Origin of the sequence: Sphaerotilus sp. (assembly GCF_031429695.1) — a bacterium.
Taxonomy (GTDB): Bacteria; Pseudomonadota; Gammaproteobacteria; order Burkholderiales; family Burkholderiaceae_C; genus Sphaerotilus.
In genome coordinates this window covers 102,608-128,868 of the sequence record NZ_JANPAB010000080.1, presented here as the reverse complement: position 1 = coordinate 128,868, position 26,261 = coordinate 102,608, and the positions used below count along the sequence as shown (strand labels likewise).

General features: G+C 67.9%; 19 protein-coding genes. 12 read left to right on the top strand and 7 right to left on the bottom strand.

The features are described from left to right. Positions 1-39 precede the first annotated feature (39 nt). The 3 genes from RMP06_RS16040 to RMP06_RS16030 are packed head-to-tail and all read right to left on the bottom strand — an operon-like array spanning position 40 to position 3,574. Complete coding sequence (locus RMP06_RS16040) at positions 40-1,098, bottom strand: ABC transporter permease (RefSeq protein WP_310462792.1); 1,059 nt, start codon at positions 1,096-1,098, stop codon at positions 40-42. Further along, a complete protein-coding gene (locus RMP06_RS16035) occupies positions 1,095-2,642 on the bottom strand; it encodes a sugar ABC transporter ATP-binding protein (protein ID WP_310462791.1) in 1,548 nt (515 codons plus the stop codon). The genes RMP06_RS16040 and RMP06_RS16035 overlap by 4 nt, the downstream gene beginning before the upstream one ends. Further along, positions 2,639-3,574 carry an SMP-30/gluconolactonase/LRE family protein gene (locus tag RMP06_RS16030; protein ID WP_310462790.1) on the bottom strand — a complete coding sequence of 312 codons (936 nt, stop codon included), beginning with the start codon at positions 3,572-3,574 and terminating at the stop codon, positions 2,639-2,641. The genes RMP06_RS16035 and RMP06_RS16030 overlap by 4 nt, the downstream gene beginning before the upstream one ends. 191 nt (positions 3,575-3,765) lie before the next feature. On the opposite strand from RMP06_RS16030, the gene RMP06_RS16025 reads away from it, so the two are divergent. Together RMP06_RS16025 and RMP06_RS16020 are read left to right on the top strand one after the other, a co-directional pair. Next, positions 3,766-4,776 (top strand): LacI family DNA-binding transcriptional regulator, encoded by a 1,011-nt coding sequence (locus RMP06_RS16025; RefSeq protein WP_310462811.1) that lies wholly within the window; start codon positions 3,766-3,768, stop codon positions 4,774-4,776. A gap of 60 nt (positions 4,777-4,836) precedes the next feature. Further along, entirely contained in the window at positions 4,837-5,343 is a 507-nt protein-coding gene (locus RMP06_RS16020) for a VOC family protein (RefSeq protein WP_310462789.1), read from the top strand. An 18-nt stretch (positions 5,344-5,361) separates the two neighbouring features. On the opposite strand, the gene RMP06_RS16015 is transcribed toward RMP06_RS16020, so the two are convergent. Next, complete coding sequence (locus RMP06_RS16015) at positions 5,362-6,438, bottom strand: L-idonate 5-dehydrogenase (RefSeq protein ID WP_310462810.1); 1,077 nt, start codon at positions 6,436-6,438, stop codon at positions 5,362-5,364. Between the two features lie 130 nt (positions 6,439-6,568). On the opposite strand from RMP06_RS16015, the gene RMP06_RS16010 reads away from it, so the two are divergent. Continuing rightward, positions 6,569-7,336, top strand: coding sequence for a glucose 1-dehydrogenase (locus RMP06_RS16010; RefSeq protein WP_310462788.1), 768 nt, complete (start codon positions 6,569-6,571; stop codon positions 7,334-7,336). An 8-nt stretch (positions 7,337-7,344) separates the two neighbouring features. Next, positions 7,345-8,247, top strand: a complete 903-nt coding sequence (locus tag RMP06_RS16005; protein ID WP_310462787.1) for an NAD(P)-dependent oxidoreductase — start codon at positions 7,345-7,347, stop codon at positions 8,245-8,247. Between the two features lie 21 nt (positions 8,248-8,268). On the opposite strand, the gene RMP06_RS16000 is transcribed toward RMP06_RS16005, so the two are convergent. Together RMP06_RS16000 and RMP06_RS15995 are read right to left on the bottom strand one after the other, a co-directional pair. After that, entirely contained in the window at positions 8,269-10,287 is a 2,019-nt protein-coding gene (locus RMP06_RS16000) for an Ig-like domain-containing protein (protein ID WP_310462786.1), read from the bottom strand. Further along, positions 10,284-12,572, bottom strand: a complete 2,289-nt coding sequence (locus RMP06_RS15995; RefSeq protein WP_310462785.1) for a glycosyl hydrolase — start codon at positions 12,570-12,572, stop codon at positions 10,284-10,286. Before RMP06_RS15995 ends, RMP06_RS16000 begins: the two co-directional genes overlap by 4 nt. A gap of 213 nt (positions 12,573-12,785) precedes the next feature. On the opposite strand from RMP06_RS15995, the gene RMP06_RS15990 reads away from it, so the two are divergent. The 8 genes from RMP06_RS15990 (at position 12,786) to RMP06_RS15955 (ending at position 22,794) form a co-directional block, all read left to right on the top strand. Continuing rightward, entirely contained in the window at positions 12,786-14,126 is a 1,341-nt protein-coding gene (locus RMP06_RS15990; RefSeq protein WP_310462784.1) for a porin family protein, read from the top strand. Positions 14,127-14,146: 20 nt separating this feature from the next. Next, positions 14,147-15,865 carry a glycosyl hydrolase family 17 protein gene (locus tag RMP06_RS15985; protein ID WP_310462783.1) on the top strand — a complete coding sequence of 573 codons (1,719 nt, stop codon included), beginning with the start codon at positions 14,147-14,149 and terminating at the stop codon, positions 15,863-15,865. A gap of 102 nt (positions 15,866-15,967) precedes the next feature. Next, a complete protein-coding gene (locus RMP06_RS15980) occupies positions 15,968-16,996 on the top strand; it encodes a LacI family DNA-binding transcriptional regulator (RefSeq protein WP_310462782.1) in 1,029 nt (342 codons plus the stop codon). Between the two features lie 168 nt (positions 16,997-17,164). After that, entirely contained in the window at positions 17,165-18,472 is a 1,308-nt protein-coding gene (locus RMP06_RS15975) for an extracellular solute-binding protein (RefSeq protein WP_310462781.1), read from the top strand. A 58-nt stretch (positions 18,473-18,530) separates the two neighbouring features. Beyond that, complete coding sequence (locus tag RMP06_RS15970; RefSeq protein WP_310462780.1) at positions 18,531-19,466, top strand: carbohydrate ABC transporter permease; 936 nt, start codon at positions 18,531-18,533, stop codon at positions 19,464-19,466. Between the two features lie 23 nt (positions 19,467-19,489). Next, positions 19,490-20,314, top strand: coding sequence for a carbohydrate ABC transporter permease (locus tag RMP06_RS15965; RefSeq protein WP_310462779.1), 825 nt, complete (start codon positions 19,490-19,492; stop codon positions 20,312-20,314). Positions 20,315-20,342: 28 nt separating this feature from the next. Beyond that, positions 20,343-21,725 (top strand): GH1 family beta-glucosidase, encoded by a 1,383-nt coding sequence (locus RMP06_RS15960; RefSeq protein ID WP_310462778.1) that lies wholly within the window; start codon positions 20,343-20,345, stop codon positions 21,723-21,725. A gap of 1 nt (position 21,726) precedes the next feature. Continuing rightward, positions 21,727-22,794 carry an ABC transporter ATP-binding protein gene (locus RMP06_RS15955; RefSeq protein WP_310462777.1) on the top strand — a complete coding sequence of 356 codons (1,068 nt, stop codon included), beginning with the start codon at positions 21,727-21,729 and terminating at the stop codon, positions 22,792-22,794. A gap of 36 nt (positions 22,795-22,830) precedes the next feature. Here the strand turns inward: RMP06_RS15955 and icmF are convergent, their stop codons facing one another. After that, positions 22,831-26,121 carry a fused isobutyryl-CoA mutase/GTPase IcmF gene (gene icmF / locus RMP06_RS15950; protein ID WP_310462776.1) on the bottom strand — a complete coding sequence of 1,097 codons (3,291 nt, stop codon included), beginning with the start codon at positions 26,119-26,121 and terminating at the stop codon, positions 22,831-22,833. Positions 26,122-26,261: the final 140 nt, after the last annotated feature.

Genomic DNA, 26,261 nt, shown 5'->3' with positions numbered 1-26,261 from the left:
CTTCTGGGGTGGGTGGGAACGGTCAAACGGTCAAAGCGATCAGGTGGCAAGCTGCCGCTCGGCGATGCGGCGCTTGATGGAGCGGTTGCGGCGCTGCTGCGCCCAGCCGGCGATGCCGATGGACACCAGCAGCGTCATGCCATTGAACAGCGGCTCCACGTAGAAGGCGCCGCCGAACTGCTGGATGCCCGAGATGCCGATGGCCAGGATCGCGACCCCCACCAGCGTGCCCCAGACGTTGACGCGCCCCGGCCGGATCGTGGTCGAGCCGAGGAAGGCGCCGACGAGGGCGGGCAGCAGGAATTCGAGTCCGACGCTGGCCTGGCCGATCTGCAGCCGCGACGCCAGCAGCACGCCCGCAAACCCCGACAGCACGCCCGACGCGATGAACGCGCCCATCACGTGCCGGCGCACCGAAATGCCATTGAGCTGCGCCGCCTTCGGGTTGGCGCCGATGACGTAGAGCGCGCGGCCCAGCGGCGTGAACTCGGTGACGAGCCACAGCGCCACGCTGACCACCAGCACATAGAACGCCGCCACCGGCAGGCCGAGGAAATTGCCTCCGGCGATCGCCACGAAGCCGTCCGGCAGCTCGCCGACCACCTGCCGGCCGCCGCTGTGCCACATGGCCAGCGCGTAGATGACGGTGCCGGTGCCCAGCGTCGCGATGAAGGAATCGATCTGCACCCGCTCGACCAGCAAGCCGTTGAGCAGCCCGCACAGCGCCGCACACGCCAGCACCACCAGCACGGCCGCCGGCCAGGGCAGCCCCATGCGCGTCTGCAGGCTGATCGCCAGGATGTGCCACAGCACGATGCCGTAGCCCACGGTCAGGTCGATCTTGCCGGTGATCATCGGGATCGTCGCCGCCAGCGCCAGCAGCGCGATCACCGACTTGTCCGACAGGATGGCGCGCAGGTTGAACAGCGTCGGGAAGGTGTCCGGCAGCAGCACCGAGAACAGCAGCGCGAGCAGCCCCGTCAGCCCCACCAGCCCGTAGACCGGAAGCGCCCGGCCGATCCGCTGCGCCAGCGTCGGGGCGGGGCCGTCCAGCGACGGATCGGGTTCCAGCGCCGTGGATTGGATCGAACTGCTCATGCGGCGATTTCCTCGGACTCGGATGACAGGGTGGCGCCGGCGGCGGTGGACAGCAGCCGGGCGACGGTGATCTCCGCGCCGCGCAGCTCGGCGGTGATCAGGCCGTCGCGGAAGACGAGCACGCGGTTGCACACGGTGGCCACCTCCTCGAAATCGGTGGACACGACCAGCAGCGCGCCGCCGGCCTCGGCCTTGTGTTTCAGCAGCGCGTAGATCTGCCGCTTGGCGCCCACGTCCACGCCGGCGGTCGGCTCTTCGAGCAGCGTCAGCGGCTTGTCGAGGTGGAACCAGCGCGCCAGCACCACCTTCTGCTGGTTGCCGCCGGAGAGCTGCTGCACCTCGGCGTCGGGCGCGGGCGGGTTGATGTCGAAGCGGCCAATCAACTGCTGCGCACGGTCGCGTTCCTGGCGGCGGCGCTGCAGCGAGAACCCGCCGTCGCCGTGCAGGGCAGGGTGCGGGAACAGGTTTTCCAGCACCGACATCGACGGCGCGAGGCTTTCCTCCAGCCGCTCGCTGGCGACGCAGGCCACCCCCGCCTGGATCGCCTCGGCCGGGCTGTTCAGCCGCACGGCGCGTCCCAGCAGGCGCATCGTGCCCGCTGCCAGCGGCTCGCGGCCGAAGACGGCGCGGCTGATCGCCTCCTGCCCGGCGCCGCGCAGGCCGACGAGTCCGACCACCTCGCCGCCGTGGACCTGCAGGCTCACCGGCCCGGCGTTGCCGCTGGCCGCACCGTCCAGCGCCAGCACCGGCTCGCCCTGGGCCGCGGCCTCGGGCGTCCGTGCCTTCGGGACCGACGCCGACAGCGTCTTGCCGACGATCAGGTTCACCAGCGTGTGCTCGGAGGTCTGCGCCGTCACCTCGGTGGCGACCAGCTTGCCGTCGCGCATCACGGCGGCGCGGTCGGACAGCGCCATCACCTCGTCGAGCCGGTGCGACACGTAGACCATCGCCACGCCCTGTGCCCGCAGACCGCGCAGCACGCCGAACAGCCGCTCCACATCCGCCATCGGCAGGCTGGCGGATGGCTCGTCGAGCACCAGCAGCTTGGCCTGCACTTCGAGCGCCCGCCCGATCGCCAGCAGCGACTTCTCGGCCCGTGTCAGCGAGAACACCCTTCTGTCCGGCGCGATGTCGCAGCCCACTCGGGCCATCACCCGCCGCGCCACCACGTCCGCCGCACGCCAGTCGATCAACCCGAAGCGACGCGGATAACCCATGCCGATGGCGACGTTCTCCGCCACCGTCATCCACTCGACCAGCCCCAGGTCCTGGTGGATGAAGGCGACCGGCTGGCGCAGGCGGTCGCGGCTGCGCCACTGCGCCTGCGGGCGGCCGTCGACGAAGATCTCGCCGCTGTCGGCGGGGTAGATGCCGGCCAGCAGCTTGATCAGCGTGGACTTGCCCGCGCCGTTCTCGCCCAGCAGCGCGAGGATCTCGCCGCCGAACACGTCCAGGCTGACCCGGTCCACCGCCTGCGTGCCGCCGAAACGCTTGCTGACCGCCTCGAAGCGCAGCAGCGGCGGGCGGCCCGGGGCGGTCGTCATGCGGTGGCGCCCCGGGTGTTCAGGCGGATGCGGTAGAGCGAGGTGCTGGCGCAGATGAACAGCTCATTCCCCGCCGCGCCGCCGAAGCAGACGTTGCCGACCTTCTCCGGCACCGGGATCACGGCCAGCCGCGTGCCGTCCGGGTGGTAGACCTGCACGCTGTCGCCACTGCTGGTGTAGAGCAGGCCGGCCACGTCGAGCCGGAAGCCGTCCGCCAGCCCCGGTGCGACCACGGCGAAGACCCGCGGGTTGGCCAGGTCTTGCCCGCCGACCACATCGAACGCGACGATGTGGTGGTTCCCGCTGCCATCGGTGCGCACGGCGGCCGAGGTGTCGGAGACGTAGAGCACCGACTCGTCCGGCGAGAAGGCCAGGCCGTTCGGGTGTTCGAGAAAGTCGCTGACGATGCGCAGCGAGCCGTCGCGCGGGTCGAAGCGGAAGACGTAGCAGTGGCCCAGTTCGCTCTCGGCCTGGTGCCCCTCGTGGTTGGAGAGGATGCCGTAGGGCGGGTCGGTGAACCAGAGGGTGCCGTCGCTTTTCACCACGATGTCGTTGGGCGAGTTCAGGCGCCGGCCCTGGTAGCGATCGACCAGTACCTCGTCGTGCAGCCCCTGCGCGTCCGGGCCGAGCCGGGTGCGGACGATGGCGCGCTGGCCGTGCGAGCAGTGCAGCAGGGCGCCGTCGAGATCGCGCACATGGCCGTTGGTGAACTCCACCGCGTCGCGCCAGACGGCCATGCCGCGCTCGGCGTGCCAGCTCAGCATGCGGTTGTTCGGGATGTCGCTCCACAGCAGCACCCCCGCCTCGCCGATCCACACCGGGCCTTCGCTCCAGACCGCGCCGGTACACAGCCGCTCCAGCGCACCAGCACCGGCGGCCACGGCGGAAAAACGGGGGTCGTGTACGTGGATGTGGAGGGGCACAGGCGACATCGGACAGCTTTCCAGGGAGGAACGACACGATTGTGCGACTGCACTGGTTACCGGTAACTGGTGTTTTCCCGCGTGCGAAAGTTCTCGCTGGTATCGGTACCTGTATCGGTACCTAGAATGGCGGAATGACCAAGCCCGTGATCCTTTCCGACCGTCCCGATCGTCCTGAACCGCAGCGCATCCCCGTGACGATGGCTGACGTGGCGGCGCGGGTGGGGGTGTCGAAGATGACGGTCTCGCGTGCCCTCAACGCGAGCGAGAGCCGGGGCCGCAGCACGTCCGAGGCCCTGCGCCAGCGCATCCTCGCCACCTGCGAGGAGATGGGCTACGTGCTCGACAAGACGGCGCGCACCTTCTCCAGCAAACGCTCGGGCTTCATCGCGGCGCTGATCCCGTCGCTGAACAACTCCAGCTTCTCCGAGACCGCGCACGGCCTGGCGGCGGCGGTCGAAGGCGCCGGCCTGCAACTGCTGCTGGGCGACACCGATTACCGGCTCGACACCGAGGAGCGGCTGGTGCGCGAGATGCTGGCGCGCCGGCCCGAGGGGGTCGTGCTGACCGGTGGCACGCACACGCCGCAGGCCCGCGCGATGCTGATCGCCAGCGGCATCCCGGTGGTCGAGACCTGGGATCTGCCGGACGAACCGATCGGCCACACGGTGGGTTTCTCGAACGCCGAGGCCACGGTCGCGCTGGTCCACCACCTGCACGCCAGCGGCTACCGCGACATCGCCTTCCTCGGCGGCACCTCCAACCGCGACACCCGGGGCGCCGACCGGCGGCGCGGCTACACGGAAGCGGTCCGGGCGCTCGGCCTGCCGGAAGGGCGCGTGATCTCCTTCGGCCAGCCGCCCGTGTCGATGGCGCAGGGCGCGCAGGCGGTGGCGCAGCTCGTCCAGCAGTGGCCGGACGTGGACGCGGCGGTGTGCGTGTCGGACCTGTGCGCGTTCGGCGCCCTGGCCGAGTGCCAGCGGCGCGGCTGGGACGTGCCCGGGCGCCTGGCCATCGCCGGTTTCGGCGACTTCGAGGTCAGCCGCAACTGCCATCCGCGCCTCACGACGGTGGCGATCGACTGCGCCGGGATGGGGCGGGCGGTGGGGGAGCTGATGCTGCGGGCCATCGAAGCCGGGCGGGCGGGGCAGGTGCTGGCGGCGGAGACGGTGAAGGTGCCGTTCCACGTCGTGGCGCGGGAGAGCACCTGAGCGGGGCGGACACCGGTAGGCTCTCGAATCTGCAGCACAGCACCACAACGCACACCCGACATGGCCTCCAGCAACACCGTCTTCCAGATCTGCCTCGTCGTGAACGACGTGCAGAAAGCCAATGCGAACTGGGCCAGGGTTCTCGACCGGCCTGAAGCGGCCGTCGAGGTCATCTTTTCCGGTGGCATCCTCCACTACACGCACGGCCAACCCGCCGACTACACGGACTGCCAGGTCGCGAAGTACGACCTGGGTGCCTTTGTGCTGGAGCTGATGCAGCCGGGTCCGGGGCCGAGTCCGTGGCGTGATTTCCTGGACCGCCGAGGCCCGGGGGTCTTCCACTTCTGCGTCCAGGTCGGTGACCGCAAGGTGTTCCAGCAGACGCTGGCCGACATCGGCGTCGGCTTGCCGTACCACGTCGGGTACTACCCGGGCGGCTCCTACAGCTACGTCGAGACGACCGACCCCCTGGGACTGGAGCTGAGCGTGAACCATCGGGCGGACCACGCGCAACTGATGCAGGACTTGCTGAGCGGCGCGGCCTTGCCTTTCGACGAACTGGGGTGAGCGGTGCGTCGCTGTCGCTCAGGCGGTGGCGGCCGGTGCCGGCGTCAGCGCGTCGAAGTCGATCAGCACCTTCATCGCCCGCCGCCGATCACCCGCCAGCTCGAACGCCTCCCGCGCCTGCTCCAGCGGGAAGGTCCGCGTCACCATCGGCCGCAGGTCCACCCGCCCCTCGTTGATCAGCCGCACCGCCAGCGCGAACTCGGCGTGGAAGCGGAACGACCCGCACAGGCTCAGCTCCTTGGCGACGATCAGGTTCTGCGGGATGTTCACGTCCCCGCCCAGCCCGAGCTGCACCACCACGCCCCGCGGGCGCATCACGTCCAGCCCGGCCCGCAACGCCCGCTCGTTGCCCGAGCACTCGATCATCACGTCGAAGCTGCCCTTGTCGGCGCTGTAACGCGACACCCAGTCCGTGTCGGTGGCGACATTGAGGGTGCGGTCGGCGCCCATCGCCTGGGCGACCGCCAGCGTCTCGTCGGTCACGTCCACCGCGACGATCTCGGCCGCGCCATGCACCCGGGCCGCGGCAATCGCCAGACAGCCGATCGGCCCGCACCCCGACACCAGCACCCGCCTGCCCAGCAGCGACCCGGCCCGCGACACCGCGTGCAGCCCGACCGAGAACGGCTCGGCCAGCGCCGCCAGCATCAGCGGCACCCCCGGCGCCACCGTCTCGCACTGCACCGCGTTGCACACCAGCAGTTGCCGGAACGCGCCCTCGACGTGCGGATCGCGCATCGCGCTGCCGTAGAAGCGCATCTCCAGGCACTGGTTCGGCAGGCCCTCCAGACAGAACTTGCACGCCCCGCATGGCCGGCTCGGGTTCACCGCCACCCGGTCGCCCACCTGCACCCGTGTCACGTCCGGTGCCACTGCGACGACCGTGCCGGCGACCTCATGGCCCAGGACCATCGGCCGCTTGATGCGCACCGTGCCGAAGCCGCCGTGGTGGAAGTAGTGCAGGTCCGAGCCGCAGATGCCGCCCATGCCGACCTGCACCGTCACCTGCCCGGCGGCCATCTCGCCCGCGTCCTGCTCCTCGACGCGCAGGTCGTCCGGTGCGTGGATCAGCAGGCAGCGGCAGCGCAGGCGCAGTGGCCGGCCGGTCGTGGTGTCGTCAAGCATCCGGGTCTCCTGGGGTGTGCAGGGCACTATAGCGACGGGACCCGGGCCGACAAGACGGGTTTCGCAGGTTGACGTTTTCGGGCATTGACGTTACTTTCGTATGATGAATAACCTCTTTGATCTGACGGGCCGCACCGCCCTCATCACGGGCTCCAGCAAGGGCATCGGCCTCGCGCTGGCGTGTGCGCTGGCGTCCGCAGGCGCCCGCGTGGTGCTCAATGCCCGGGATGCGGACCGGCTGGAGGCGACCCGGCTGGCGCTGACCGAGCGGGGCATCGAGGCCCATGCCTACGCGTTCGACGTGACGGACGCCGACGCCGTGCAGGCCGGCGTGGCGCGCATCGAGGCGGAGGTCGGCCCGATCGACATCCTCGTCAACAACGCCGGCATGCAGCACCGGGCGCCGTTCGCCGAGTTCCCGCTCGACGCCTGGCACCGCATCACCACCACCAACATCGACAGCGTCTTCCTCGTCGGGCAGGCGGTGGCGCGCTGCATGATCCCGCGGGGCCGGGGCAAGATCCTCAACGTCTGCTCCGTGCAGAGCGAACTCGGCTGCCCCGGCATCGCGCCTTACACCGCGACCAAGGGCGCCGTGAAGATGCTCACCAAGGGCATGGCGATCGACCTCGGCAAGCACGGCATCCAGGTCAACGGCCTCGGCCCCGGCTACTTCAAGACCGAACTCACCAGCGCGCGGGTCGCCGATGCCACCTTCACCGCCTGGCTGACCGCGCACACGCCCTCGGGCCGCTGGGGCGACGTGGAGGAACTGGGCGGGGCGGCGATCTTCCTGGCGTCTGACGCATCGAGCTTCGTGAACGGGCACATCCTGTACGTGGATGGCGGCATCACGGCGAGTCTGTGAGCGGCGCCATGCGTGACGACACGACTTCCACCGCGTCCCTGCCGGCGGTTGCCGTCGTCGGCGTCGGGATCATGGGTTCGGCCATCAGCCGGCGCCTGCTCGACGCTGGTCACCGGGTGACGGTGTACGACCGTGACGCCGAGAAGGTCGCGGCGCTGGTCGCACTCGGCGCTCACGCTACTGCCAGCGCCGCAGAGGCCACCGCCGCGAGCGAATTTGTCATCACCAGCCTCAACTCGGCGGCCATCGTCGAGGCGGCGGTGTTCGGGCCGGGTGGCGTGGCCGAGGCCGCCAGCGCCGAGCGGCTGCTGATCGACATGTCCTCCATCGACCCGCCGTCCACGTGCCGGCTCGCGCAGCAATTGCGAGAAGCGTCCGGCATGGGCTGGGTCGATGCGCCGCTGTCCGGTGGTGCTCCGAAGGCCCTGCTCGGCCGCCTGACGGTGATGGCCGGCGGCAGCGCCGAGGACGTGGCGCAGGCGCGGCGCGTGATGGACAGCCTCTGCGCCAACTACACCCACATGGGCCCGACCGGCGCCGGCCAGACCACCAAGCTGGTGAACCAGTTGCTCTGCGCGATCGGGTTCCAGGCGGTGGCCGAGGCCGTGCGGCTGGCCGAAGCGGGTGGGGTGGACGCGACGCGGCTGTCCGAAGCGCTGGCCGGCGGGCGCGCCGACAGCCAGATCCTGCAGGAGTTCGGCCCCAAGATGGCCCGGCGCGACTACACGCCGACCGGGCGCATCGACAACATGCTCAAGGATCTCGAAGCGGTGCAGGCGTTCGCGCAAGGGGCGCGGCTGCCGCTGCCGGTGAGCGGGCTGGTGAGCGAGCTGCACCGGGCGTGGGTGGCGGCCGGGCTCGGGCCGGAGGACACGGCGGCCACGATGAAACAGTTCAGTGGCTACCGTTGACACGGCCCGAGCGCCGGGGCCTCAGGGCATGCTCAGCGTGTCGAAGTAGTAGGTGCCGGCTCCGCCCGCCGCGCCAGTCTTGCCGAAGTTGAAGAACACCGACGCCTTGTTGTAGGTGTAGGTGAGGTTCAACGCCGCAGTGCCCGATGCCGGGCTGGCAAAGTTGAAGCTCAGCGTTTCCCAGCCGCCTGCGACCGTGGTGGTGGCTTCGGTTTCAACGCTGTGCGTCGCGTCGGCGGCGTCTTCCACCTTCAGCCGCACGGGGATGCCCGCGGCCGGTGCCCACACTTTCAGCGTCATCGTCTTGGCGGTGGCCGAGAACGGCAGCGTGGCGATCGAGAGATTCGCGCCGGTCGACACCGTCGTGCCAGCCCACAACTCGGCGGTGGCCGACTTCACCACCTTGGCGACCTTGCCCGAGCCCGTCACCGGATCGGTGACCACCGAGGAGTCTTCCGCCCCACCGAAACCCGTGAGCGTGTAGGTGACGGCGCTGGCGTCGAACGTGACGGGCAGGCTCGACACGGGCGTGGTCGTGGCGGCACCGGCGGTGTACTGCAGGTCGTCGAGGTAGTAGGTCTTGGCGCTGCCCACCTGGGCACCAGTCTTGCCGAAGTTGAAGAAGATCGACGCCTTGTTGTAGGTGGTGGCCAGGTTCAGCGCGGCGGTTCCCGTCGCCTGGTTGGCGAAGTTGAAGGTCAGGGTCTGCCAGCCACCGGCGACCGTGGTGGTGGCCTCGGTTTCGACCGACTTGGTCGTGTCGCTGGCGTTTTCCACCTTGAGGCGCACGGCGATGCCGGCATCCGGTGACCAGACCCGGGCGGTGATGGTCGTGTTGCTGGCGCTGAAGGCGATCGGGGCGATGGCCTGGTTGGCCAGGTGGGACACCGTGGTGCCCGCCCACAGCTCGGCCGTGGCGGACTTGACGATCTTGGCGACCTTGTTGGCGGGGTTGGTCGGATCGATGACCACGCTGGCGTCTTCTGCACCGCCAAAGCCCGTCAGGGTCGGCGCAGCGGTCTCGTCGAAGTTGACAAGTCCATCCTTCTGGGCCTTGCCGGTGGGGGCCGGGCAGGTCACGGCGAAGGTGGAACCGACGAAGGTCAGGTCATCCAGGTAGTAGGTCTTGGCGGAGCCGACCTGCGCGCCGGTCTTGCCAAAGTTGAAGAACACCGACGCCTTGTTGTAGGTGTTGGTCAGGCTCAGGGCGGCGGTGCTGGTCGCCGGGTTGGCGAAGTTGAAGGTCAGGGTCTGCCAGCCCGCAGCGGTCGTGACAGTGGCTTCGGTCTCGACCGACTTGGTGCCGTCGGCGGCGTCTTCGAGCTTCAGTCGCACGGGAATGTTGGCGTCCGGCGACCACACCCGCGCCGTCACCTTGGTGTCCGTGGCGCTGAAGGGCAGCTTGACCAGCGCCAGGCTCGGGCAGATCGACACCGTGGCGCCCGCCCACGACTCGGCCGTGGCGGACTTGACGATCTTGGCGACCTTGTTGGTGGCATCGGCCGGGTCAGCCACCACGCTGGCGTCTTCGGCGCCACCGAAGCCGGTCAGCACCGGGGCGGTGGTTTCGCTGAAGCTGACCAGGGTGGTCGAGGCGACGGCGGTGACAGTGTTGTAGGCCTGCGAAGCGGTGGTGGCGGTCGTGTTGGCGTTGTTGGCGGTGTCGGCGAAGACGCCAGCGCCGAGGCTCACGCCGATGCTGCCGGTCGTGTTGGCTGTCGGGGTGACGACCAGCGTGGCCTGGGTGCCGCTGACGCGGGTGAAGGTGCCCTTGGTGCCGCCGGTGATGACGATGTCGTCGGTGGTGAAGCTCGTGCCGACATCCTCGCTGAAGGTGAAGGTGAAGGTGACGTTGCCGCTGGCCGTGGTGCCGCTCACGTTGTTGGTGACGACCACGGTGGGGGGGGTGGTGTCGGTGACCACGGGGGTGTCGGGGGCCGTGGCATCCCCGCCGCCACAAGCCGACAGCAGGACCGCGATCGACAGTGACAGCGCCGACAGCGTGCAATGCTTGGGAGTGGATGTGTGCGTGGTGGTCATGGCTGTGTCTCCTTGTGGGTGGAAAGTGAATTTGGTGCAACGGTCAGGGTCCGACCGCTGCTGAAGCGCACGGTCAGCGGGGAGGGCGTGGCGTTGTAGGCCAGGTAGGTGCGTGCGCCATCCGGCCGGCGGAACACCGAATACAGCGCGGTGTCGGCGGTGACGGTCGGGTCGGGCGTGCCCATCTCGTTCAGGCTGAGCAGCCAGTGCAGCGTGTGCGAGCGTGTGTCACCAAACTCGACCGAGCCCCAGCGGTCCCAGCCCGCCAGCGCCGCCTGGGGGTCGGCCAGCGCCAGGTACTTGGTGAAGAGGTCTTGCCAGATGTCGGGTGGATCGGCCCGTTTGCCACGCGCGGCGTGCAGCGCCATCTCGGCCGGCAGTGCGCCCAGGTTGCGCTTGACGTACTGCGGATCGCGCCCCAGGTAGCCGGACGCGGAGGTCAGCGGCAGCAGGTTGATGCCCTTGATCTGGCGCGGCTCGTCGGTCCACCAGGTGTTGTGGGCGTACTTGCCGCCGAACAGCATGCTGACCTCGACGTTCTTGGCCAGGTACTCGGGTGCAAGGACAAGGCCGTGCAGGTCGAACCAGTAGTGGTTGAGGGCCTCGATCTCGCTGCTGTAGAGGTAGACACCCAGATCGCGCAGCGCGTGGTTGCCCGTGATCTCGCCCCACAGGATCAGCCCGGCCCAGGCGTTGACGGCTTCCGAGGACGATTCCTGGTTGTTGCCGTGCGGCCCGAGCCCGATGCCCGAGGCCCAGGAATGCCCCTCGTAGGGGTCGAAGTTGCGCAGGAAGGGGAAGTCCTTGCCGCCACGCTGCATGGTGGCGATGTCGGCGATCAGCATCTCGGTCATGCCACCCCACTGCGCCTTGGCCGCCCAGGCCGGGTCGCGCAGGGCGATGTCAGCCATCGCGCGGATCCAGTAGCCGTAGTGGAAGTGGTGGTCGTTCATCTGCTGGACCGCGAAGTACTCCTCCGGGTACGCCACCACCGTGCCCAACCCACTGTCGTAGTGGAAGTAGGTCTTCTGGCTGTCGCCGCTAAACCAGGACTCGATGCGCTTCTGGGTCAGCTTGAGCAACTGGTCGCGGCCGGCCAGATCGCCTTGCTGCTCCACCACGCTCATCAACTGGGTGATGCGCTGCAGGCCCTTGCCCTGCCAGTACGCGCCGTTGCCGATCTCCAGCATCATCCGGCGCGCGTTGCGCTGGTCGGTCTTCATCAGGTCGCGAAGATCGGCCAGGCGCGGTGTGTCGGCCGCCACGGCGGGCCAGTACGGCACGAAACCACCGTAGGTCGTGCGTGTCTTGAACTCGGTGGCCGGCAGCAAGCGGATCTGGCCGCGCAGGGTCTCGAACGCCGGCCCCAGGCGGCCCTCGACGGTGCCGTTCCGGAACCAGTGGTGCGGATACAGCCCGAGCAGTGGCCCGTGGTCAGGGCCTTCCATGCTGCGGGTGGTGGCCTGGAAGGTGGTTTCGACCTGGCTGGTGGCGACCTCGAAATGCCACGTCACGCGGGTGTCCTCGACAAAGGCGTAGGCGTGCCGGGTGAACAGTTGAAGCGTCTGGGCTTGCTCGTCGGGCAGGGCGGCGGCGGCCAGGTAGCCCTTGCCTTCCGGCAGGTGGCCGATCCACTCGGTCGGCGACACCTGTTCCCAGCGCACGCCGGTGGGGCCGAACAGTGCGTAAGGCTGGTCCTTGACGCGCAGGGCCAGCACCCGCGGGTCCGATCCCGACTCCAGGCGCTGCGCCGCCGCCGGCAGTTGCACCCGCACATCGCCGCGCGAGATCCGGAACGAGGCGTAGGGGCTGCCATGCGCCACGGTCACCAGCATCTGGTCGCTACCCCGCGACTGGTCGATGTCGATGGCCCAGTCGGTGGCCTTGGCCAGACGCGCCGGGCCGGGCTCGAACGCGACCGGCGAGATCCGCAGCGGGTCGCGGTGCGGGTAGTGGATTTCGACATCGCGGCGCTCGGTGGGCACCACCTCCTTGCGCGCCAGCGCCATTTCCAGACCCGATGCTGTGGCCAGGATGGTCAGCGGCTGGGCGTAGATCACCTCCGGCTGGTCGCTGAACATCAGGGACGAGTACCACTGGTTGGTGGGCGCAGCCTGCTTCAGCAGGGCGTCGGTGCGCCGCGGAGCGGCCGGGGGGGGCTTGTCGCCCGCCTTGGGTTGGAGGAAATAGGTGCCTGCCCCCGCCTTGACGGGCTGGGCCAGCGTGACAGAGGCACTGCCCAGGCCCAGCAGCGCGGCCAGGCAGCTGCCATGGATCAACTTCATGTCCGGTTCCTTCGGGTCGGGCTGAGACCCGTGGCGCCAATATAATGAAAGCGCTTTCAAACATCAATCCGCAGGTTTACCCTCGATGTTGGGACTGCGTCGAGGGGCTCGGGAAAACACGGGGACGGCAGCAGTTGACGCTGGGGATGACAATGACTACGCTCATGAAAGCGCTTTCAAATCTTTGTGTTCGTGTCCATCTGTCAGACCACCATGCAAAACGTTCTCCTGCCTGCTGCGCTCGCTCCTCGGGTCCATCTTGCGCATTCGCCGGTGCGGTGGGCTTCGCTTGCGTTGGTGGCGGCCGGTTGGCTGTTCTCAGGTCCGGGCCACGCTCTCGACTTCGGGCCGTTCAGCCTGACCGGTTTTGCCAAGGCCGAGGCCCAGCAGGGCAGCAACCACTGCCCCAACTGCCAGCGCTTCCCGGCCGAAGACAAGCAGCGGTTCTGGGCGGATGAGGTCGTGCCCGGCCGCAGCTATGGCACCGAAACGACCCATGTCGTGCTGTTCCAGCCCTACCTGGCCGCCAAGTTCGACCTGGGCTACGGCGTGAAGCTCTCGGGCCTGCTGAGCCAGCGCTGGCGCGACGGGGACACCGACATCCCCGGCTTCCTGTACGAGAAGAACGTGGCGCTGAGCCACGAGGACTGGGGCAGCCTGCGCCTCGGGGCCATGACCACGCGCACCTGGAGCGTGGCCGACTACCCCTATGGCTCCAATGTGGGCGTGGCGGATGTCTGGGGCGCCAGCGGTGCCGGCTACGGATTGCTCAAGCGCGCGATCCGCTACACCTCGCGGCTGCTGGATGTCGCAGACGGCGACCTGGTACTCGAAGCCACCTACGACCAGGGCAACACCGCCTTCAAGGTCCACAAACCGCGGTTCCTGGAGCTGTACGCCCAGTACCACCGGGGCGACCTGGTGATGGACGCGATGTACCAGGACACGCGCAACGGCAACCCGCAAGCCTGGAGCCACGGCCCGTTCACCGGCCCGACCGCCAACCCGGCCGACGACACCAAGGTCGGCGGCTCCGGCCAGAGCATCGCCATGCTGATGGCGCGCTACCAGGTGACCAACAGCCTGGAGGTCTCCGGCGGCATTCGGCGCAACCGCTGGAGCGGCGCCTATGCCGTGATCACCCAGGCGGGCACCTCGGCGCAGTGGAACAACATGTTCAACGTGAACTGGAACGGCACGCTCAACGGCGTGGCCAACCCGGGTTACGCCGCCACCTCGGTGGACCTGATGCTGGGCCTGCGCTACCGCACCGGGCCGTGGACCGCCTACACCGGCATGACCTACCTGGGCCAGGCCAGCACCGACAACCCCAGCGAGCGCGGCCAGAGCAACTCGGCACTCGTCAACACGCTGGGGCTGGGCTACGACTACGGGCAGGGCATCAATTTCTACGGGTTCGCCGGCATGGTGCATTTCCGCCGCCTGGGCCTGTCCCCCATGTCGATGCCCGGCAACGCAGCGTTCACCAACGTCGATTCGCGCGTCACGCGCAATGGCAACTGGTTCGGCGCAGGCGCGGTCTACACCTTCTGACACCACAGGAATCCCAGGTCATGTTGCGTTTCTCCCGACTCATTCACACCGTGATGGCGCTGGTCACCGCGCTGCTGGTCGTTGCCTGTGGTGGCGGCGGCGAGGTGCCCGCCACGGGCGTGGCCCTGCGCCCGCTGAGCGCCGAATTTTCCAGCCGCAAGGCGGTGTCGTATTCGCCCTTCCGCTCGACCAATCGCGACACCGAAACCGTCACCGCCGCCAACGTCAAGCAAGACCTGCAATTGCTGGTGGCCGGCGGGTTTCGGCTGATCCGCCTGTTCGACAGCTCCGACGCGGTCGCCAAGCTGACGCTGCAGGTCATCAAGGACAACGGGCTGGACCTCAAGGTGATGCTTGGCATCTACATCGTCAACGGCAACGACGCCTTCAATCAGGCCGAGGTCGCCCGTGGCATCGCGCTGGCCAAGGCGTACAGCGACGTGGTGCTGGCCGTCAGCGTCGGCAACGAGACGATGGTGAACTGGTCGTTCAACCCGGTCGCCCCGGCGACGATGGCCGGGTTCATCACAACGGTGCGCAACGCGATCACCCAGCCGGTGACGACCGATGACAACTGGGCCTTCTACGCCAGCGCGCCCCGCACGATCACCGACGTGATCGACTTCGCGGCGGTTCACACCTATCCGCTGGCCGACAGCGTCTACAACGCGGCCCTGTGGGACTGGCAGCAGGCGAGCGTGCCCGCCGCCACCCGAGCGACTGCGATGATGGACGCAGCCATCGCTGCGGCCCGCAAGGACTACACCGCCGTGCGCACCTACCTGGACAGCATCGGGCAGACCGCCATGCCGATCGTGATCGGGGAAACCGGCTGGAAGGCCGTCGCCTCGGGGGGCGAGTCGTTCCGTGCCCACCCGGTCAACCAGAAGATGTACTTCGACCGCCTGACCGCCTGGAGCAACACCGCGCACACGTCCGGCGCCGGCCCGACCACGATTTTCTACTTCGAAGCCTTCGACGAGCCGTGGAAGGGCGCGGACGACAAGTGGGGCCTGTTCAACGTCAGCCGGCAGGCGCGCTACGTGGTCCAGGGGCTCTACCCGGCCACCACCTGGGAGTCGGGCACCTACACCGCCGCTGACGCGCTGTACTACATCCCGCTGACGGGCAATGGCACGGTCACGGCCAGCCGCTACACCCTGTACGCCAACACCGCGACCTTCAACGAGGCCAAGCCCGCCGAGGCGGCGGTGTGGAACGCCTGGGACAACGGCACGACCGGCTTCGCCACGGAAGTGGCCACCACCGCCGATCCGGCCGACCTGGTCAACAGCATCGAGGTCACGCCCAAGCCCGCGAGCTGGGGCTGGGGCCTGGCGCTGAGCCTGCCGACCACCGCCGAGGACCTGAGCCAGTTCGGCGCCACCGGCAAGCTCAATTTCAGCCTCAAGACGACCTACCCGGGGGCGATCGAGGTCGGTTTCCTGACCGGCGTGGCGACCACCGGCAGTGCCTATGACGTGTACCTTGCCATTCAACCGGGCGAGTACGGCTACCTGAACGACGGCAATTGGCACACGGTTTCCATCCCGATCAGCGCGATCACGCCGCGAGGCGCCATGGCCTTCGGGATGACCGATACCACCAAGTCCAGGCTGGATCTGACCAAGGTGACCAATCCGTTCGTGATCGCGGACCGCTACGCCAACACCGGCAAGGCCCAGAACAGCGGCCACACGACCAAGCTCTACGTGGACGCCATCCACTGGTCGCGGTGACCTGAGCGGGCCCGGTCGGCCCCCTTGAAACCGATATCATGTCCGGCCAGCGATAAAGTTTTTGTCGCTGGTCAGTCAAATCGCCCCTGGGGCTCTGGACGAATGAAGCACAACGAGAAGGCCCCAGCGGGTGCCATGGTGGTCAAGCTGGAGATGGTGGCGCAAGCCGCCGGGGTGTCACCCAGCACTGTTTCTCGCATCCTCAACGGCACCGCCGTGGTCAGCGAGGCCAAGAAGCAGGCCGTCAACGAGGCCATCGCCAAGCTCGGTTTTGTGCCCAACCCGATCGCCCGCGGCCTGGCCGGCGGGCGCACGTTCAGCATCGGGGTGATCACGCAGTCCATCGACAGCCCGTTCTACGGTGGCGCGCTGCGTGGCATCGAGGAAGCGCTGGCACCGGATGGCTACAGCCCCTTGTTTGTCAGTGGACACTGGGACGCGGTGCAGGAAGCCCGCTGCATCGACGTGCTGCGCTCGCGCCGGGTGGATGGCATCATCGTGCTCACCGGCCGGCTCAGCGACAAGGTACTGAAGGCGTGCGCCAAGACGCTGCCCGTGGTCGTGACCGGGCGGGCGCTCAAGGCGCCGGGGCTGTTCGCCCTGAACTTCGACAACTTCCAAGGCGGCCAGCTCGCCACCCGCCACCTGCTGGACCTTGGGCACCGGCAGATCGCCTTCATCGCGGGCGACGACGGGCACCCCGACGCCACCGAACGGCACCGTGGTTACCGCGCGGCGCTGGAAGCGGCTGGGGTGGCCTACAACCCGGCGCTCGTGGTGTCGGGCCGCTACTACGAGGAAAGCGGGCGGCTGGCGGTCGAGCGCTTGCTGGACAGTGGGTGCCGGTTCACGGCCATCTTTTCCGCCAACGACCAGATGGCCCAGGGGGCGGCGCTGGGGCTGTATCGCCGCGCGCTGCGGGTGCCGGATGACATCTCGATCGTCGGCTTCGATGACCTGGCGCAGTCGGCGTATGCACTGCCGCCCCTGAGCACGGTCCGCCACCCCGCGGTCGAGATGGGTCGCCTGGCGGCCACGGCCATGCTGCAGCTGCTGCGCGGCGACAAGCCGGTGGTCGAAGTGCCTGTGCCTCAGGTGATCGCGCGCGAATCCTCTCAGCGGCTGCGCTGACTGGCGCCTCCTCGGGCCGCAACGGCCCGAGCGCCACCCCCTCGGTTTCCCTCGATTGACAGGCAGACGGTGCCACTCTATATTTTGAAAGCGCTTTCATAAAGCAATTTCAAGCACATGATTCCAGACGAGCATTCACACCGCCCCCACTGCACACAGGAGATGACCATGCCGCGCACGACCCTGACACACCAGACGCACCCGACGCACCAGGCCCGCGGATCGACCGCCCGACCCGTGGCCTTCGCCGTTGGCTTGCTGGCAGCCATGCTGACCCAGCAGGCCCAGGCCCAGCAGACCTTGACCGTGGCGGCCTTCCCTGCCGTGGACGAGATCGTCAAGTCGGCGATTCCCGCCTGGAAAGCCAAGCATCCGAACGTCGAGATCAAGGTCGTCAGCCGCCAGTTCACCGATCACCACACGGCGATGACGACCGCGCTGTCCACCTCGTCCTACCTACCGGACGTGATGGCGCTGGAGATCGGCTACGTCGGCCGGTTCGCGCAGAGCGGTGGGCTTGACGACCTCGCGGGCAGCGCCTACGGGGTGCAGAAGTTCAAATCCCAGTTCGTGTCCTACGCCTATGACCAGGCCACCAGCCGCAGCGGCGCGGTGGCGGCGGTACCGGCCGACATCGGCCCCGGCACGCTGCTCTACCGCACCGACATCCTGGCCAAGGCCGGTGTGACGGAAGCCGAGCTGACCAAGTCCTGGGACAGCTACGTGGCGTCGGGCGTCAAGATCAAGGCCGGGACGGGTGCCTACCTGATGGCCCATGCCCGCGATATCAAGGACATCCTGATCCGCATCGGCATCCAGCCCGGCGAGGGCCTGTACCTGGACAGCCAATCGCAGGTGCTGGTCAACACGCCACGTTTCGTGCGTGCGTTCGAGCTGGCGCGCAAGGTGCGAGAGCAGAAGCTGGACGCCAAGATCGCCGCCTGGTCAAACGAGTGGGGCGAAGGCTTCAAGCGCGGCACACTCACCACGCAGATGACCGGCGCCTGGCTGGCTGGCCACCTGAACAACTGGCTGGCCCCGAGCACCAAGGGCCAGTGGCGCGCCGCGCAGCTCCCGGAAGGCGCCTGGGCGGCCTACGGCGGGACGTTCTACGCCATCCCCAAGGGGGCGCCCGCCGCCAACAAGGCGCTGGCCTGGGAGCTGATCCAGATGATGACGCTGAACCGCGACGTGCAGATCAGTGCCTTCAAGTCCCAGGACGCCTTCCCGGCACTGCTGGCCACGCACAACGATGCGTTCTTCGACCAGCCCATCGAGTTCCTCGGCGGCCAGAAGGCGCGTGTGCTGTGGCGCGATGCCTCGCGCAACATCAAGGCCGTGGCGGTGCATGAACTCGACGCCTTCGCCGAAGAGGTGGTCAACACCGAACTCGACAAGGTGCTCGACCAGGGCAAGGACATCCCGACTGCGCTTGCCGACGCCCAGAAGCTGCTGGAGCGCCGCGCTCGCCGCTGAGCCGTCGTCCGACTCGCGCCCACCACCCCACACGTCCCTTGTTGCCATCGGCCTCGCCATGAAGCTCCCTGTCGCGCTGCGCCTGTCCCCTCGGTGGGCGCCGTATGTGTTCATCAGCCCGTTCCTGATCCTGTTCATCGTGTTCGGGCTGTTTCCGCTGCTGTTCTCCCTGACGCTGGCCTTCGTGACATGGGAGCCGACCCGGGGCCTTGCGGCGATGAAGTTTGTGGGATTGGAGAACTTCAGCTTCGCGCTGACGGACGAGTGGTTCTGGAAATCGCTGAAGAACACGGGCTGGCTCGCGCTGGCCTCGGGCGTGCCGCAGCACCTGGTGGCGATCCCGCTGGCGTACTTCATCCACTCGTCGTTCAAGCGACTGCGGGACGGTGTGGTGGGGGCGTACTTTCTGCCCTACATCACCTCCACGGTGGCCATCGCCATCATGTTCAGCTCGCTGTTTTCGACCGACTTCGGGCTGATCAACGTCGGGCTGGAGGGGCTGCGGCAGGTGCCGGGGCTGGGCTGGCTGCTGCCCGAGGGGCGCATCGACTGGCTGGGTAAGCCCGACAACATCAAGCCCGCCGTGTCGCTGATCGTGTTCTGGCGCTACGTCGGGTTCAACGTGGTGCTGTACCTGGCGGCGCTGCAGACTATCCCGAAAGACCTCTACGAAGCCGCTTCGATGGACGGCGCCGGCCGGCTTCAGCAGTTCTGGTTCATCACGCTGCCGAGTCTGCGGCCAATGATCTATTTCGGGGTGACGCTGAGCGTGATCGGGGGCCTGCAGTTGTTCGAGGAGCCCTTCATCCTGACCGGCGGGCGTGGCGGCTCCGACCAGGCGGGCATGACCAGCGCGATGTACCTCTACCGCACCGCCTTCGACTTCAACGACTTCGGCACCGCCAGCGCGATGTCATGGCTGCTGTTCGTGGTCGTGGCCGTGCTGACGTGGATGACCAACCGGGCCTTCCGCCCCCGTGGCCCTTCGGCCTGACTGCGGAACGAGGAGTCGCTCTGATGAAAACCGACCGTCTGGCCCCCTGGGCCGCCTATGGGCTCGTGGGTGTGGGCGCGCTGGTCATGCTCGCGCCGTTCTATTTCATGTTCGTGTTTGCCACGCATACGCGCACCGAGATCTTCAGCCTGCCGCCACCGCTGTTCTTTGGCGATGCGTTCCTGGACAACCTGAGGATCCTGACCGAGCGGGTGCCGTTCTGGCGCAGCCTGGGCTGGAGCGTGTACGTGGCGCTGGTCTCCACGGCCCTGACGCTGCTGTTCTGTTCGATGGGCGGTTATGCGTTTGCGCTGTTCGAGTTCCGTTTCAAGAACGCGCTGTTCGGGCTGGTGATGGCCACGATGCTGCTGCCGTCGTTCATGAACATGATCCCGACCTTCATGATCATGGACCTGCTGGGCTGGATCAACCAGCCGCGCGCGCTGTACATCCCCGGTGCCGCCAGCGCGTTCGGCATCTTCCTGATGCGCCAGTTCGTGTTGTCCTCGATCCCGAAGGAGCTGATCGAGGCGGCGCGCATGGACGGCTGCGGCGAGCTGGGCATCTATTTCCGCATCGTTGCGCCGCTGCTCAAGCCCGCGATGGGCACGCTGGGCCTGATCACCTTCATTGCCTCGTGGAACAACTTCATGGGGCCGCTGATCGTCATGCGCTCGCCCGAGATGTACACGCTGCCGCTGGCCCTGCGCAGCCTGCAGAGCCCGGTGGACACCGAGTGGGGCGCGCTGATGACCGGCTCGGCCATCGCCACGATCCCGCTGCTGCTGCTGTTCGCCGTGTCGTCGCGCCAGTTGATTTCCGGCCTGACCTCGGGTGCGGTGAAGTGACCTTCTTTCGACATTGCCTGCCCTCACCATGACGCCATCCGACCCCCTCGACACCTCCGCGGCCAGTGCGGCCTTTCCCGATGACTTCGTCTGGGGCGTGGCCACCAGCGCGTTCCAGATCGAAGGCGCCAGCGCCGAGGACGGCAAGGGCGCCTCGATCTGGGACGACTTCTGCCGCCAGCCCGGCGTGATCGCCGACGGCAGCGACGGCCGCACCGCCTGCGAGCACTACCACCGCTGGCCGAGCGACCTGGACCTGATCGCCAACCTGGGCGTGGACGCCTACCGCTTCTCGGTGTCGTGGCCCCGGGTCCGTCCCGGCGGCGGCGGGGCCTGGAACGAGAAAGGGCTGGACTTCTATGACCGGCTGGTCGACGGGCTGCTGCAGCGCGGCGTCACGCCGTACCTGACGCTCAACCACTGGGACCTGCCCAGCGAGTTGCAGGCGCAGGGCGGCTGGGCCCACCGCGACACCGTGCATCGTTTCGTCGAGTACGCCTGCGGCATGGCCGAGCGGCTCGGCGACCGCGTGGCCAGCATCACCACCCACAACGAGCCCTGGGTGGTGGCCATGCTCGGCCACGACAGCGGCATCTTCGCCCCCGGCGTGCGCGACCGCGCCACCGCGATGCAGGTCTCGCACCACCTGCTGCTCAGCCACGGCCTGGCGTTGCAGGCACTGCGCCAGTCGGGCTGCCGTAGCCAGCTTGGCATTGTGCTCAACCTCTCGCCCGTCCAGCCCGCCACGTCGTCGCCCGAGGACCAGGCGCGGGCGCGGCTGGAGGATGGCCTGCTGCTGCGCTGGTACATGGATCCGCTGTTCAAGGGCGCCTACCCGGCGGACGTGCTGGCGTTTCTGGGCGCTGACGCACCGCGCATGGAAGCAGGGGACTTGGCCGCGATGGCCGCGCCGCTGGATTTCCTGGGCGTCAACTACTACACCCGCGCGGTGGTCAGCGCGGACGGTTCCTGGGACAAGCGGCGCAGCGGGTTCGAGCTGACCGACATGGATTGGGAGGTCTACCCGCAGGGGCTGACCGAGCTGCTGGTGCGGCTGCACCACGACTATCCCGTGCCGCCGATGTTCGTCACCGAAAACGGCGGCGCCTTCAAGGACGGTTACACCGACGGCCGTGTCCACGACGCTGACCGCACCCGCTACATCGCCCAGCACATCGCCGCCGTCGGCGAGGCGCTCCGGCAGGGGGTGCCGATGGCGGGCTACATGGTCTGGAGCCTGCTCGACAACTTCGAGTGGGCGTCGGGTTACGAGAAGCGGTTCGGCATCGTGCATGTCGATTACGCCACCCAGCAGCGCACCCTCAAGGACAGTGCGCGCTGGTACCGGGAATTTCTGCAGCGCTGCCAGGCCGCGCGCGACGTGAACGCCCTCGCGGGCGCGGGGGTGTGAAATGGGACAGGTCTCACTGCGTGGCATCCGCAAGGCGTATGGCACCACCGAGGTGATCAAGGGCATCGACCTCGACGTGCGCGACGGTGAATTCATCGTCTTCGTCGGGCCCTCTGGCTGCGGAAAGTCCACCACCCTGCGCATGATCGCCGGGCTGGAGGAGATCAGCGGCGGTGACATCCTGATCGACGGTGTGCGCGCCAACGACCTGCATCCGGCCGAACGGGGCGCGGCGATGGTGTTCCAGAGCTACGCGCTCTACCCGCACATGACGGTGGCCGAGAACATGGGCTTTTCGCTGCAGATGTCGGGCGTGCCCCGGGCCGAGCGCGAGGCGCAGGTGGGCCGAACCGCCGAGGTGCTGCGCATCACCGAGCTACTCAAGCGCTACCCGAAGGACCTGTCCGGCGGCCAGCGTCAGCGGGTGGCCATTGGCCGCGCCATCGTGCGCAAGCCCAAGGTTTTCCTGTTCGACGAGCCCTTGTCGAACCTGGACGCCGCGCTGCGCGTGAACATGCGCATCGAGCTGTCGCGCCTGCACAAGGAGCTGGGCACGACGATGATCTACGTCACCCACGACCAGGTCGAGGCGATGACGATGGGCGACCGCATCGCCGTGTTCCACAAGGGCATCGTGGAGCAGCTCGGCTCCCCGCTGGAACTCTACAACCGCCCGGCCAACGAGTTTGTCGCCACCTTCCTGGGGGCGCCGCGCATCAACCTAGTCGACCGTCCGGCCGCCAGCGGGGCCGCTGCCGCGCACCGTGCCTTGTGGGAGAGCCTGTCCGCACGAGCCGGTACAGGGGCTCAGCGGATTGGCTTGCGTCCTGAACACTTGCAGGTGGTCCCTGTGGGGCAGGGCATTCCGGCGGCGGTGGTGCTGGCCGAGCACCTGGGTGACTCGTCGATCCTGCACCTGCGGGTCGAGGGTGTGACCGATCTGCTGAGCGCCAAGGTCAGCGCCGAACACAGCCGGATCGTGAGTGGGCAGTCGATTGGCCTGCTGCCCGACGCGGCGTGGGCGCTGGGCTTTGATGGGCAGGGCCGGTTGCTGCCGCGCAGCGCGTGATCGGTCAGCGGGCCTCTTCAGCCTGCGGTATCCGCTTCACATGCTCCGCCGATACTGCCCGCCCACCTCGAACAACGCCCCCGTGATCTGTCCCAGCGAGCACACCCGCACGGCCTCCATCAGCACCTCGAACACGTTCGCGTTGTCGATCACCGCCTGCTGAAGCCGCTTCAGCATCGCGGGCGCCTCGGCCGCATGGCGCGTGTGGAAATCGCCCAGCCGCGAAAGCTGCGACGCCTTCTCGTCGTCGGTGGAGCGCGCCAGCTCGATCGTTTCCGGGATCTCGTCGCCCTTCGGGTTGCGGAAGGTGTTGACGCCGATGATCGGGTACTCGCCGGTGTGCTTGAGCATCTCGTAGTGCATCGACTCTTCCTGGATCTTGCTGCGCTGGTAGCCCGTCTCCATCGCGCCCAGCACGCCACCGCGGTCAGCGATCTTCTCGAACTCGGCCAGCACCGCCTCTTCGACCAACTCGGTCAGCTCGTCGATGATGAACGCGCCTTGGTTCGGGTTCTCGTTCTTCGCCAGGCCCCACTCGCGGTTGATGATCATCTGGATCGCCATCGCCCGGCGCACGCTGTCCTCGGTCGGTGTCGTGATCGCCTCGTCGAAGGCGTTGGTGTGCAGCGAGTTGCAGTTGTCGTACACCGCGATCAGCGCCTGCAGCGTCGTGCGGATGTCGTTGAACTGGATCTCCTGCGCGTGCAGCGAGCGGCCCGAAGTCTGGATGTGGTACTTCAGCTTCTGGCTGCGGTCGTTGGCGCCGTACTTGTCGCGCATCGCCACCGCCCAGATGCGGCGGGCGACGCGGCCGAGCACGGTGTATTCCGGGTCCATGCCGTTCGAGAAGAAGAACGACAGGTTGGGCGCGAAGTCGTCGATGTGCATCCCGCGCGCCAGATACGCCTCGACGAAGGTGAAACCGTTCGACAGCGTGAAGGCGAGCTGACTGATCGGGTTCGCGCCGGCTTCGGCGATGTGATAACCGCTGATCGACACCGAGTAGAAGTTGCGCACGTCGTGGTGGACGAAGTACGACGCGATGTCGCCCATCACCTTCAGGCTGAACTCGGTCGAGAAGATGCAGGTGTTCTGGCCCTGGTCATCCTTGAGGATGTCGGCCTGCACCGTGCCGCGCACGTTCGCCAGCACCCACGCCTTGATCTTCGACGCCTCGTCGGCCGTCGGCTCGCGGCCGTTGTCGGCCTTGAACTTGTCGAGCTGCTGGTCGATGGCCGCGTTCATGAACATCGCCAGGATGCTCGGCGCCGGGCCGTTGATCGTCATGCTCACCGAGGTCGTCGGGCTGCACAGATCGAAGCCTGAATACAGCACCTTCAGGTCGTCCAGCGTCGCGATGCTCACCCCGGAGTTGCCGACCTTGCCGTAGATGTCCGGGCGCGGGTCCGGGTCGGCGCCGTACAGCGTCACCGAGTCGAACGCGGTGGACAGGCGCTTGGCCGGGATGCCTTCGCTGACGAGCTTGAAGCGGCGGTTGGTGCGGAAGGCGTCGCCCTCGCCGGCGAACATGCGCGTCGGGTCTTCGCCTTCGCGCTTGAAGGCGAACACGCCGGCCGTGAACGGGAAGCTGCCAGGCACGTTGTCCAGCATCAGCCACTTCAGCAGCTCGCCGTGGCACTCGTAGCCGGGCAGGGCGACCTTGCGGATCTTGTTGCCGCTCAGCGTGGTGTGGACGAGGTTGGTGCGGATTTCCTTGTCGCGGATCTTCACGACGTATTCGTCACCCGCATACGCCTTCTGCATCTCGGGCCACTGCGTCAGCAGCTTGCGGGCGGCCGGGTCGAGCCGCTGTTCGCGCTGCTCGGCCAGGTCGGTCAGTGCCTCGACGCCGCGGTTCTTCGCCGGGTTGGACTGCCGGAACATCACGGCGCTGGCGCGCAGTTGCTGGATCTCGCGGGCGAGCGTGGCCTGCTGGCGCACGCGGGCCTTGTAGCCGCGCACGGTGTCGGTGATCTCGGCCAGATAGCGCGCACGGGCGGCCGGGACGATCGGGGTCTGGTGCGTGCTGTGGCGGGTGTTGACCAACGGCAAGCGGCCTTCGCCCAGCGTCAGGCCAAGCGCGCCGAGCCGGACCTTGAGCGCCTGGTACAGCGCCGTCACGCCGTCGTCGTTGAAGCGGCTGGCCATCGTGCCGAACACCGGCATCTGGTCGGGCATGACGGTGAAGGCTTCGCGGTTGCGCTGCACCTGCTTGGCGACATCGCGCAGCGCGTCGGCGGAACCCTTGCGGTCGAACTTGTTGATGGCGACGAACTCGGCGAAGTCGAGCATGTCGATCTTCTCCAGCTGGCTCGCCGCGCCGAACTCGGGCGTCATCACGTACATCGGCACATCGACAAACGGCACGATCGCCGCGTCGCCCTGGCCGATGCCGGAGGTCTCCACGATGATCAGGTCGAAGCCGGCGACCTTCGCCGCGGCCAGCACTTCGGGCAGCGCGGCCGACACTTCCGAGCCGGTGTCGCGGGTGGCGAGGCTGCGCACGTAGACGCGCGGGCCGTTCGACCACGGGCCGGTGGCGTTCATGCGGATGCGGTCGCCGAGCAGGGCGCCGCCGCTCTTGCGCCGCGAGGGATCGATGCTGATGACGGCGATGCGCAGCGTGTCGTCCTGATCGAGGCGCAGGCGGCGGATCAACTCGTCGGTCAGGCTGGACTTGCCGGCGCCGCCCGTGCCGGTGATGCCGAGCACGGGTGTCCTGCTCGCCTTGGCCGCTGCATGCACGGCGGTGACGAGGTCGGCGTCGGCCTGGCCGTTTTCCAGTGCGGTGATGAGCTGCGCCAGCGAGCGCCACGCGGCTTCGGTGTGGCCCTGCAGGGCGGCAAGGTCGGTGGGCGCGTAGCTGGACAAGTCCTTGTCGCAGCGCATCACCATCTCGCCGATCATCCCCTGCAGCCCCATGCGCTGGCCGTCCTCGGGGCTGAAGATGCGCACGCCGTGGCTGTGCAGGTCGCGGATCTCGGCCGGCACGATCACGCCGCCGCCGCCGCCGAAGACCTGGATGTGTGCGCCGCCCCGTGCCCTGAGCAGCTCGACCATGTACTTGAAGTATTCGACGTGGCCGACCTGGTAGCTGCTGACCGCGATGCCCTGCACGTCTTCCTGCAGTGCGGCCGTGACGACTTCATCGACCGAGCGGTTGTGCCCCAGGTGGATCACCTCCGTGCCCATGCCCTGCAGGATGCGCCGCATGATGTTGATCGCCGCGTCGTGGCCGTCGAACAGGCTCGCGGCGGTGACGAAGCGCACCTTGTTCGTCGGGCGGTAGCTGGCAAGGGCCTTGTGGTCGGCGGACAGGTCGGTCATCGGGTGGCTCCGTTCGGGTGTGCGCGATTTTGTATTGACGTTTACGTAAACGTCATTTGGGGGGAACCCTCGGTTTTTGCCTCATTCCTGTGCGCTGCACGTGCTTGGGGCGTGGAGATGGTGCGGCGCACAAAAGCGGA